This is a genomic window from Lentzea sp. (genome assembly GCF_036380075.1).
Classification (GTDB): domain Bacteria; phylum Actinomycetota; class Actinomycetes; order Mycobacteriales; family Pseudonocardiaceae; genus Lentzea.
In genome coordinates, this window is record NZ_DASVFL010000334.1 from 41,631 (window position 1) to 51,091 (window position 9,461).

At 71.5% G+C, this 9,461-nt stretch carries 12 protein-coding genes; 9 read left to right on the top strand and 3 right to left on the bottom strand.

Features of this window, described 5'->3' with window-relative positions:
- Window positions 1–4: 4 nt before the first annotated feature.
- Entirely contained in the window at window positions 5–1,039 is a 1,035-nt protein-coding gene (locus VF330_RS35640) for a PQQ-dependent sugar dehydrogenase (RefSeq protein WP_330856142.1), read from the bottom strand.
- 302 nt (window positions 1,040–1,341) lie between these two features.
- Between VF330_RS35640 and pqqA the strand changes: the two genes are divergently transcribed.
- The 6 genes from pqqA to VF330_RS35670 all read left to right on the top strand — a co-directional run bounded on the left by pqqA (window position 1,342) and on the right by VF330_RS35670 (window position 5,598).
- A complete protein-coding gene (pqqA, locus tag VF330_RS35645) occupies window positions 1,342–1,464 on the top strand; it encodes a pyrroloquinoline quinone precursor peptide PqqA (RefSeq protein ID WP_330856143.1) in 123 nt (40 codons plus the stop codon).
- Between the two features lie 76 nt (window positions 1,465–1,540).
- Window positions 1,541–2,230, top strand: a complete 690-nt coding sequence (pqqC, locus tag VF330_RS35650) for a pyrroloquinoline-quinone synthase PqqC (protein ID WP_330856144.1) — start codon at window positions 1,541–1,543, stop codon at window positions 2,228–2,230.
- Complete coding sequence (gene pqqD, locus VF330_RS35655; RefSeq protein ID WP_330856145.1) at window positions 2,227–2,493, top strand: pyrroloquinoline quinone biosynthesis peptide chaperone PqqD; 267 nt, start codon at window positions 2,227–2,229, stop codon at window positions 2,491–2,493. Before pqqC ends, pqqD begins: the two co-directional genes overlap by 4 nt.
- On the top strand, window positions 2,486–3,559 hold the full coding sequence (gene pqqE / locus VF330_RS35660) for a pyrroloquinoline quinone biosynthesis protein PqqE (RefSeq protein WP_330856146.1): 1,074 nt from the start codon (window positions 2,486–2,488) through the stop codon (window positions 3,557–3,559). The genes pqqD and pqqE overlap by 8 nt, the downstream gene beginning before the upstream one ends.
- On the top strand, window positions 3,556–4,431 hold the full coding sequence (gene pqqB / locus VF330_RS35665) for a pyrroloquinoline quinone biosynthesis protein PqqB (protein ID WP_330856147.1): 876 nt from the start codon (window positions 3,556–3,558) through the stop codon (window positions 4,429–4,431). The genes pqqE and pqqB overlap by 4 nt, the downstream gene beginning before the upstream one ends.
- 18 nt (window positions 4,432–4,449) lie before the next feature.
- Complete coding sequence (locus tag VF330_RS35670; RefSeq protein WP_330856148.1) at window positions 4,450–5,598, top strand: helix-turn-helix domain-containing protein; 1,149 nt, start codon at window positions 4,450–4,452, stop codon at window positions 5,596–5,598.
- On the opposite strand, the gene VF330_RS35675 is transcribed toward VF330_RS35670, so the two are convergent.
- Complete coding sequence (locus VF330_RS35675) at window positions 5,552–6,400, bottom strand: SGNH/GDSL hydrolase family protein (RefSeq protein WP_330856149.1); 849 nt, start codon at window positions 6,398–6,400, stop codon at window positions 5,552–5,554. The two genes, VF330_RS35670 and VF330_RS35675, sit on opposite strands and share 47 nt — an antisense overlap.
- A gap of 116 nt (window positions 6,401–6,516) precedes the next feature.
- On the opposite strand from VF330_RS35675, the gene VF330_RS35680 reads away from it, so the two are divergent.
- Together VF330_RS35680 and VF330_RS35685 are read left to right on the top strand one after the other, a co-directional pair.
- On the top strand, window positions 6,517–7,257 hold the full coding sequence (locus VF330_RS35680) for an inositol monophosphatase (protein ID WP_330856150.1): 741 nt from the start codon (window positions 6,517–6,519) through the stop codon (window positions 7,255–7,257).
- On the top strand, window positions 7,254–7,937 hold the full coding sequence (locus tag VF330_RS35685; RefSeq protein WP_330856151.1) for an SDR family oxidoreductase: 684 nt from the start codon (window positions 7,254–7,256) through the stop codon (window positions 7,935–7,937). Before VF330_RS35680 ends, VF330_RS35685 begins: the two co-directional genes overlap by 4 nt.
- Here the strand turns inward: VF330_RS35685 and VF330_RS35690 are convergent.
- The gene (locus tag VF330_RS35690; RefSeq protein WP_330856152.1) at window positions 7,889–8,878 is read right to left on the bottom strand and encodes a GlxA family transcriptional regulator; all 990 of its coding nucleotides are present in this window, start codon (window positions 8,876–8,878) and stop codon (window positions 7,889–7,891) included. The genes VF330_RS35685 and VF330_RS35690 overlap by 49 nt on opposite strands.
- Window positions 8,879–8,977: 99 nt before the next feature.
- Here VF330_RS35690 and VF330_RS35695 point away from each other — a divergent pair, with 99 nt between their 5' ends.
- Window positions 8,978–9,283, top strand: a complete 306-nt coding sequence (locus VF330_RS35695) for an antibiotic biosynthesis monooxygenase (protein WP_330856153.1) — start codon at window positions 8,978–8,980, stop codon at window positions 9,281–9,283.
- The last annotated feature ends 178 nt before the right edge of the window (window positions 9,284–9,461 follow it).

The window sequence follows — 9,461 nt, forward strand, 5'->3', positions numbered from 1 at the left end:
GGACTCAGCCGTCGGTCGAGATGATCCGGTCGTCCGTCGAGCCGGGAGAACCGTTGTCGTCCTGGTTCGAGGTGCCGAGCCACAGCGTGCCGTCCGGTGCCGGAGCCACCGCGCGCACCCGGCCGTAGCCGGTGAACACGGCCTGCGGCGTGCCGAGCGTCGTGCCGTTCACCGGGATCTTCCAGACGCGCCGGCCGGTGACCGCGCCGACGTACAGGGCGTTCTTGTACAGGGCGACGCCGGTCGGACCGGCCTGGCTGTTGGGCCACGTGACGACCGGGTTGGTCAGGCCGGCGACGTTGCAGGTGCCCTCGCAGGTCGGCCAGCCGTAGTTCTTGCCGGCCTCGATGCGGTTGAGCTCGTCGGTCCGGTTGTTGCCGAACTCCGTGGCGTACGCGGTGTTCCCGATCCAGGTGATGCCCTGGGCGTTGCGGTGGCCGATCGAGTAGACGACGCTGCCGGCGCGCGGGTTGCCGGCCGCCGGCTGCCCGGAGGCGTCGAAGCGCAGCACCTTGCCGCCCAGCGAGCTCCAGTTCTGCGCGTTGGCGGTGTTCTGGGCGTCGCCCGTGGTCGCCCACAGGTATCCGTCCGGACCCCACTCCAGGCCGCCGCCGTTGTGGTAGCGGTTCTTGGGGATCCCGGTGACGATCGGCTGCGGGGTGCCGCCGAGCTGGAGCTTGGCGACGCGGTTGTCGCTCGCCGTCGAGTAGTAGATGAAGACGGAGTTGTCCGACGCGAACGTCTTCGATACGGCGAGCCCCAGCAGGCCTCCCTCGCCGCCGGTCGTCTGGGCCTGCTCCACGGTGTCCAGCTCGGTCACGGTCGTGCCGGTGATCTTCTTGATCTTGTGGGTGTCCCGCTCGGTGAAGATGCCGCTGCCGTCGGGCAGGAACTCGATGTCCCACGGGATGTCGAGCCTCGTGGCGAGTGTCCGCTCGGCCAGTGCCGAGGGGTCGTCCTGGGCCGACGCGGTCGGGGCGCAGAGGCCCGCGACCACGGCAGTGCAGGCTGCCACGGCTGCGATACGACGAGCACGCATGTGTGCTCTCCTTCGGTCCGCTCGTGAATGTGGGCTTCGGCGGCGGAGTTGCAGGGCGTGGTTACCCAATCACAGATCGGAGTAACCGGCAAAGGACCTCCGATGTGTTGCGTCGAACGACGATGATGAAGAGTCGATGGAGTGAACGGCCCCGGCTTCCACCCGATGACTTCCGGGAACTTCCTGTACGGTCTGGACCTCGGCTGTCCGGACGTCCTACGGTGAGGACCGCCGCCGCGCCCCAACGGAAAGCGCCCGCGACCCGCCGAGGGTCCGCGGGCAGGACACCCGAGGAGTTGCGCATGAACGCAGTCGTCCCGACCACCGAGCCGAAGCTTCCCGAGGTCAAGCGCGAGTGGGTCAAGCCCGACTTCCGCGACTTTGAGACGCCGATGGAGGTCACGGCCTACGCGGCCCGCAGCTGACGTCAGGTCCCACTCCGGGGCTCCCGCGCGGGAGCCCCGGCCCCTTCCCGGTTTTCCCGGTCGACCGAGGAGTTCCATGACCGCCGTTGCCCCCGCGAAGTTCGTCGGCGAGCTGCGCGCCCTCGCACCCCGGTACTGGGACGGCCACCCGTTCCACGAACGCATGCACGCGGGCCTGCTGGGCAAGCACGAGCTCCAGTCGTGGGCCGCGAACCGCTGGTACTACCAGCGCTGCATCGCGCAGAAGGACGCCGCGATCCTCTCCAACTGCCCGGTGCCGGACGTCCGCCGCCAGTGGCGCGAGCGGATCGTCTGGCACGACGGCACGCGACCCGGCGAGGGCGGCGCCGAGAACTGGATCCGGCTCGCCGAGGCCGTCGGCCTGACGCGGGAGGAGGTGCTGGACGAACGGCACGTGCTGCCCGGCGTCCGCTTCGCCGTGGACGCCTACGTGAACTTCGCCCGCACCCAGCCGTGGGTCGTCGGGATCGCGTCCGGCCTGACCGAGATGTTCTCGGGTGCGTTGATGCGCAAGCGGTTGGCGGCGCTGCGGGAGCAGTACCCGTGGATCGCCGAGGAGGGCTTCGCGTACTTCACCCACCGCATCCGCGCGGTGGCCGGGGAGGGACAGGCCACTTTGGACATCGTCGTCGAGCATTCGGTCACCCGCGAACAACAGCTGGCCGCCGTCGCCGCGCTGTCGTTCAAGTGCGACGTGCTGCGGGCCCTGCTGGACGCCGTCGACTACTACTCGGGCAAACCGTGAAGCTCGACGCCGTGCCGCGCGTCCGGCGTGGGGTGAAGTGCACCTACGACCAGGTCCGCGCCGCGCACGTCGTGCTGTTCCCGGAGGGTGTGCTGGTGCTGAACGAGACAGCTGCTTCCGTTGTGGCGCTGTGCGACGGGGCGAGGTCCGTCGGGGACATCGCTCTCGCCCTGGCCGACGAGTACGACGGCGTCGAGGCCTCGGACGTCGCGTCGCTGGTGGTCCGCCTGGTCGAGCGCAGGGTGGTGGACGTCGATGGCTGAGGCTCCTTTCGGCCTGCTGGCCGAGCTGACGCACCGGTGCCCGTTGCAGTGCGGCTACTGCTCGAACCCGGTCGAGCTGGTGCGCCGGGACGCCGAGCTGTCGACGGACGACTGGCTGCGCGTCTTCGACCAGGCGCGTGCGCTGGGCTGCCTGCAGATCCACCTGTCCGGCGGCGAACCGTTGCTGCGCAACGACTTGCCTTCGCTGGTCGCGCACGCCGACAGCCTGGGCTGTTACGTCAACCTGGTCACGTCCGGAGTCGGGCTCTCGCGCGACCGCCTGCACGACCTCGCTTCGCGCGGCGTCGACCACGTGCAGCTGTCGCTGCAGGACGCGACCCGTGCCGGCAACGACCGGATCGCGGGCATCAAGGCGTTCGACCGCAAGGTGGAAGCTGCGGCGTTCATCCGCGAGCTCGGGCTGCCGCTGACCGTGAACACCGTGCTGCACCGGCAGAACCTCGGCAACGTCGCCGGGATCATCGCGATGGCCGAGGAGATGGGCGCCGACCGGCTGGAGCTCGCCAACACCCAGTACTACGGCTGGGCGCTGCGCAACCGGTCCGTGCTGCTGCCGACCCGCGACCAGCTCGCCCTCGCCGGCCCGGTCGTCGCCGCGGCCCGGGAACGCCTGCGCGGGCGGATGGAGGTCGTCTACGTCATCGCCGACTACCACGAGGCGCACCCGAAGCCGTGCATGTACGGGTGGGGTGCGCGGCAGCTCACGGTCGCGCCGAACGGTGACGTCCTCCCCTGCCCCGCGGCCACGGTGATCACCTCTCTGGAGATCGAGAACGTGCGCGACTCGTCGCTGCACGACATCTGGCACTCGTCGCCGTCGTTCAACGCCTTCCGCGGGTTCGACTGGATGCAGGAGCCCTGCCGGTCCTGCCCGCGCCAGGAGGTCGACTTCGGCGGGTGCCGCTGCCAGGCGTTCCAGCTCACCGGCGACGCCGCCGCGACCGATCCCGTCTGCTCCCTGTCGCCCGCGCGGTCCACTGTGGACCTGATCCTGGAGACCGAGATGACGTCCGCTGTCCCGATGGCGATGAGGAAGATGCGGTGAAGGCGGTCCTCCTCGGCACCACGGCCGGTGGTGGCTTCCCGCAGTGGAACTGCGCGTGCTCGTTGTGCGTGCGGGCCCGTTCCGGGGAGCTGCCGGCACGGTCGCAGGACTGCCTGGCGGTCACCGGCAACGGCACCGACTGGTGGCTGGTCAACGCCTCGCCGGACCTCCGCACGCAGCTCGCCGCGTGTCCCCTGCTGGCGCCCGGCCCCGGACCGCGCGACACCCCGGTGCGCGGCGCGTTGTTCACCGACGCCGAGCTCGACCACGCACTAGGTCTGTTGACGTTGCGCGGAGGTGCGGGCCTGACGGTGCGGGCGCCCGACGCGGTGCTGCACGCGCTGCGGGACCAGTTCGACCTGCGCACCGTGATTGACGGCTATGCGCCGCTGGAGTGGCGTTCCGCGGAGTCCTCGTTCGAGGTCGCCGGCCTGCGGGTGACCGTGATCCCGGTCAGCGACAAGCGGCCGAAGTACGCCCGTTCGTCCACTGTGGATGGTCCGTGGGTGGTGGCGTACTCGTTCGAGGACCTGGCCTCCGGCGGTGTGCTGGTCTACGCGCCCTGCCTGGCGTCGTGGCCGGACGGGTTCGACGAGGTCGTGGCCGGTGCCGACTGCCTGCTTCTCGACGGCACCTTCTACGCGGGGTCGGAGATGGGGTCGGCCACCGGCAGCGCGTCCGGTCAGGCGTTCATGGGCCACCTGCCGGTCGTGGAGAGCCTGCCGCTGCTGGAGCGCTTCCCGGACGTCCGGCGCATCTACACGCATCTCAACAACACCAACCCGTTGCTCGACCCGTCGTCCCCGGAGTCGGCCTCGCTGCGCGCGGCGGGCGTCGAGGTGGTCGCCGACGGCACGGTGGTCGAGCTGTAGATCGGCCACAATCACCGGATGTCCTTCGTGATCGGTGGCCGGCCGCTCGCCACGCGGCTGGTCGCGGAGATGCCGTCGTTCGTGCGCGGGGTGATCGCGTCGCTGGTGGAACGCGTGCCCAGCTACGCCCAGCTGCCCGCGGAGGAGCTGGACGGCGACATCTACCGGGTCACCGAGCACACCCTGCGCGCGTTCGCCGCCGTGCTGGCGTCCGGTGAGCTGCCCTCGGAGGACGACCTGAGGTTCCTGCGCGAGTCGGCGGCCCGGCGGGCAGAGGAGGGCGTGCCCATCGACGTGGTGCTGACGGCGTACCACGTCGGCATCCAGGTGGTGTGGGAGGCGCTGGTGCCGGAGGCCCGGCCCGAAGAGGTGGGCGACGTGCTGGCGTTGAACGCGCTGGTCATGCGCTACCTGCAGCTCGTGACTCCGGTGGTGAGCGCGGGCTACCTGGACGAGCGGCAGGCGATGTTCGACTTCGAGCGGTCGGCGCGCGCCACGCTGCTGACCGACCTGCTCTCCGGGACCGCGGAGGCGTCCGGCCCGGTCGTGGTGCTGGCCCTGCACGTGCCGCCGCACCCCGACGAGCTGCTGACCTCCGTCGACACGTCGGTGGCGTCCCGGCGGAAGCTGCGGCGGCTGCGGGCGGAGCTGGAACGGCACAGCCGCGAACCGGTGCTGTCGTCGCTCGGTTCCGACGGCGGCCTCGCCCTGCTGCCGGGCGAGGACCTGCCGCTGGACCGGATCGTGGCGGACGTGTCGCGGGCGGCCGGCGTGCCCCTGACGGTGGCGGCGGTCGCGGCCCCTCCCTCCGGGGTCGCGGCCGCCGCCGCCCTCGCTCGCGAGGTGCTGGCCGTCGCGGTGCGGTCGGGTCCCGGCCTGTACCGGCTGGCCGACGTGCTGCTGGAGTACCAGCTGTCCCGGCCCAGCGCGGCGTTGGAGCCGCTGGCCGCGATCGTCACGCCGTTGACCGGCGAACTGGTGCAGACGCTGGAGGTCTACCTCCGCCGCGGGTCCCGGCGACCGGCCGCGACGGAGCTGCACGTGCACCCGAACACCGTGGACTACCGGCTGCGGCGGGTGGCCGAGCTGACCGGCCTGGACCCGACGCGGATCGAGCACGTCACGCTGCTGACGGCTGCCCTGGCCGCGCGGCGCGCGCGACCGTAGCGCCGAAGGCGGCCATGCCGGCGGCGTTCGGGTGCAGCGGCGCCGCGATCGTCGTCGGGACCAGCCCTTCCAGGTACCGGTCGGACGGCTTCGCGCAGGTGTCGTGGCCGACGCTGGCCGCGGCCAGGTCCACGTACGTCGCGCCGCGCTTGGCCGTCTCGGCCTTGGCGGTCGCGCTGAGCAGGTTCACCGAGCCCTGCAGGTAGTCGGCGTCGCGCGACCAGATCGGCTGGACCGGGTAGCAGCCGCCGGGCCGGATGTAGGTGCCGTAGCCGGTGACGAGGACCTTGGCCCTCGGCGCACGCCGCTTGACCTCGTCGAGCGCGGCACCGAACTCGGGCGCCCACTGGGCGATCTTCGCCGCGACCTGGTCCGTGCCGCCCGCGGTGAGCCGGTCCCTGCACGAGAGGCCGACGGGTTCCGGCAGCAGGTTGATGCAGCCCAGCGCGGTCTGCACCAGACCGACGTCGTTGCCGCCGATGGTGATCGACACGAGGTCGGTTGTGGGCTCCAGCGCGTCGTACTGCGGCTGCACGAACCCGAACTGGCGCTGCGCGAAGTCGTTCGTCGTCGCCCCGGAGCAGGTGACGTCGGTGAGCCGCGCGTTCAGGAGCTTCGCCGCGATCCGCGGGTAGTTGTTGTCGCTGCTGCGCAGGCACCACAGCGCCGGGTCCTGGCCGGGGATCAACGGCCCGGCCGCCGCCGAGTCGCCCAACGCCACGTACTCGAGCGTGTCCGCCTGCGCGGTGGTTGTTCCGGCGACCAACGTCGCCACGAGCACCAGCCCGGCCACGATTCGCATTCCGATCCTCCAACGTCGTTGTCAGGTCAGCTCATCGTGGTGGCATCCGTCACCGGCGCGGGTAGGACGTTGCCCAGAGTCATCCGGTCGTGTTTGTGACCGATCACAATGGCCCGGTGACTCCTCGGGATCTCCTGGCACTGGCGGCGAAGTCCTGCGTGGACGCCGCCGGGTTGCTGCGCTCGGCGCAGGTGGACGTCTCACCCAAGGGTGCGTTCGACCAGGTCAGCTCGGCCGACCTGGCGGTGGAGCGGTTCCTGCGCGAGGCGCTGACCACCGGCGCGCCCGGCTCGACGGTGGTCGGCGAGGAGCTGGGGGCGACCGTCGGGGGCCTCACCTGGTACGTCGACCCGATCGACGGCACCCGGAACTTCGTGCGCGGCCTCCCGCTGTCGTGCATCTCGGTCGCCGCGGCGGTGGACGGCTCCTTCGTGGCGGGCTGCGTGCTGGACCCGTTCCGCGACGAGCTCTTCACGGCGGCCGACGGCGTGCCCTTCGCGGTCCGTTCGACGGGCCTGACGATCACGCCCGGTGTCTCCCCACGCCCGTTGGTGCTGACCGACATCCCGCTGCCCGGCAGCCCGTACTCCGGCGAGATGGAGCTGCTGGGCGACTTGCTCTCGGTGGCCGACGTCCGCCGCGTCTACTCGACGGCCCTCGCGCTGGCCTGGGTCGCGGCGGGCCGCGCGGACGCGGTGGCGAACCTCGGCGTGCACCCGTGGGACGTGGCGGCGGGCGCGGTGCTCGTGCGGGCGTCGGGCGGTTCGTTCCACTCCGTCGGCTCGGACGGGTTCGTGGCCGGCCGGGGTGAGATCGTCGACTGGCTTCGTGAGCGACTGGAGGGCATCGTCTCGTGATCGATCTCAACGGCAGGGTCGTGCTGGTCACCGGCTCCGGTGGTGGCCTGGGCGCGGGCATCGCGTCCCGTTTCGAGGCCGCCGGGGCGCTGGTGGTCCGCCACCGCGGTCGCGTGGACGGCGACCTGCTTCACGAGGCTGAGCGTGTGGTCTCCGCCGCCTTCGACCAGCACGGCCGGCTGGACGCGGTGGTGAACAACGCCGGGGTGCAGCCCGTGGAACCGTTGCCCGGCATGACCGTCGAGCAGTGGAAGTCCGTTGTGGACACCAACCTCACGGCCCCGTTCGCCGTCACCCAGGCCGCCGTCGGGATGTTGCCGCCCGGCGGCTCGGTCACCCACATCGCGTCGATCGAGGGCACCTCCCCGGCCCCCGGCCACGCCCACTACGCCGCGTCGAAGGCCGCACTGATCATGCACGCCCGCGCCGCCGCCCTGGAGTACGGCCCGCGCGGCATCCGCGTGAACACCGTCTCGCCCGGCCTGATCGCACGTCCGGGCATCGAGGTGGACTGGCCCTCCGGCGTCGCGCGCTGGGAGGCTGCGGCGCCGCTGGGCCGGTTGGGGACGCCGGAGGACGTCGGTGACGCGTGCGTGTTCCTGGCTTCGGAGCTGGCGCGGTGGATCACCGGTCACGACCTCGTGGTGGACGGCGGCGTCACGGCCCGCCCGACCTGGTGACCGTGCCGCAGCGCTTCGAGGGTCGACCCGCGCCGTCGCCGGACGAGCTCGCGCAACGTGCCGACGTTGCGGTAGCCGACCCGGCCGGCGATCGACTCCGCGCTGAGCGCGGTGGTGCGCAGGAGGTGCGTGGCCTCGTCGAGGCGGATGTCCTGGACGAAGTCGAGCGGCGACTTGCCCAGAACCGCCTGGGCGGTGCGCTGGAGCGTCCGCAGGCTGACGCCCAGGGCGCGAGCGGCCTCGGCCAGTGCGGGCGGGTCGGCCAGGTGCGTCCGCGCCCACCGCTCGAACGCCGTCATGAGCGGGTCCGCCTGCGCCAACCGGGTCGGCAGCGCGAAGGCCGCCTGCGACGGCCGGTCGCCGATCAGCAGGTAGCGGGCCACCTGGTCGGCGAGGTCGAGGCTGCGCTGCTGCACGATCCACAACGCCAGGTCGATGTGCGCGAACGCGGCCCCCGCCGTGGTCACCGGGCCGTCGTTGACCAACGTCCGGGAGTCCTCCAGCGCGACGGCCGGGTACCGCTGCCGGAAAGCGGGCCCCAGCCACCAGCTCGTCGTGGCCCGCAGCCCGTCCAGCACACCCGCCTCGGCCAGGAAGAACGCGCCGCTGCACGCGGCGGCCAGCGCGGTCCCGGCCGGCGCCAGCTCCAGCACCCACCCGTTGGCGGGGTCGCGGACGGCGGCGACCACCTCGTCCGGCGCCCGGAACCCCACCGCGGGCATGACGACCAGGTCCTGCTCCGGCAGCTCCGCGTGCGGGACGGTGGTCAGCACCAGACCGTTGCCGGTGCGGACCTGCGTCCCCGCACCGACCACGGTCGGCAACACGAGCGGCGCACCGCCTTCACGCGCACTCAGCGCGTTCGCGGCACCGAACACGTCCATGATCGCCGCCAGCCCGGAGTCGAACGCGCCATCCACCGCCGCCACCGCAATGCGCATGTCGCAAACGGTACTGGAATCGTCGTTTACGCCACTCCTGGTGGACGCGGCCGGCTCCTAACTTGATCTCCAAGCACCGACCGACGAGGAGATCACGTCATGACGCTGGAACTCGGAGTACTGGCCCTGCTCACCGCGGCGGAGGGCAAGGAGGGGGAACTGGCCGACTTCCTGAAGATCGGCCGCGCCGTCGTCGAGGACGAGCCCGGCACCAGGGTCTGGTACGCGTTCCGGGTCGACGACTCGACCTTCGGCATCTTCGACGCGTTCGACGACGAGGAGTCGCGGCGGGCGCACCTCACCGGCAAGATCCCCGCGGCGCTGGCCGAGGTGGGCCCCGACCTGCTCGCGTCCGCACCGGACATCCGCGAGGTCGACGTGCTGGCGGTCAAGCACGGCGCCTGAGCCTGGGTGTCACCGCCGGTTACAAGATCACCCCCTGACCGTGTCGTGCCTGGTCAGGGGGTGAATCTATGTGGTGACGCGGAGTACCCCCGACACGGTAGGCACTAGTCCCTCCTCTACACGCACCTGCCGTGAACTGCAGATATGCATAACCGTTCCGATCACGCATCGCCAGCGA

Bases quoted from the DNA above. Each gene is read 5' to 3' on its own strand.
- pqqE (WP_330856146.1), top strand. From the start codon at position 2,486: ATGGCTGAGGCTCCTTTCGGCCTGCTGGCCGAGCTGACGCACCGGTGC.
- VF330_RS35670 (WP_330856148.1), top strand. From the start codon at position 4,450: ATGTCCTTCGTGATCGGTGGCCGGCCGCTCGCCACGCGGCTGGTCGCG.
- pqqA (WP_330856143.1), top strand. From the start codon at position 1,342: ATGAACGCAGTCGTCCCGACCACCGAGCCGAAGCTTCCCGAGGTCAAG.
- VF330_RS35690 (WP_330856152.1), bottom strand. From the start codon at position 8,878: ATGCGCATTGCGGTGGCGGCGGTGGATGGCGCGTTCGACTCCGGGCTG.
- pqqC (WP_330856144.1), top strand. From the start codon at position 1,541: ATGACCGCCGTTGCCCCCGCGAAGTTCGTCGGCGAGCTGCGCGCCCTC.
- VF330_RS35675 (WP_330856149.1), bottom strand. From the start codon at position 6,400: ATGCGAATCGTGGCCGGGCTGGTGCTCGTGGCGACGTTGGTCGCCGGA.
- VF330_RS35695 (WP_330856153.1), top strand. From the start codon at position 8,978: ATGACGCTGGAACTCGGAGTACTGGCCCTGCTCACCGCGGCGGAGGGC.
- VF330_RS35640 (WP_330856142.1), bottom strand. From the start codon at position 1,039: ATGCGTGCTCGTCGTATCGCAGCCGTGGCAGCCTGCACTGCCGTGGTC.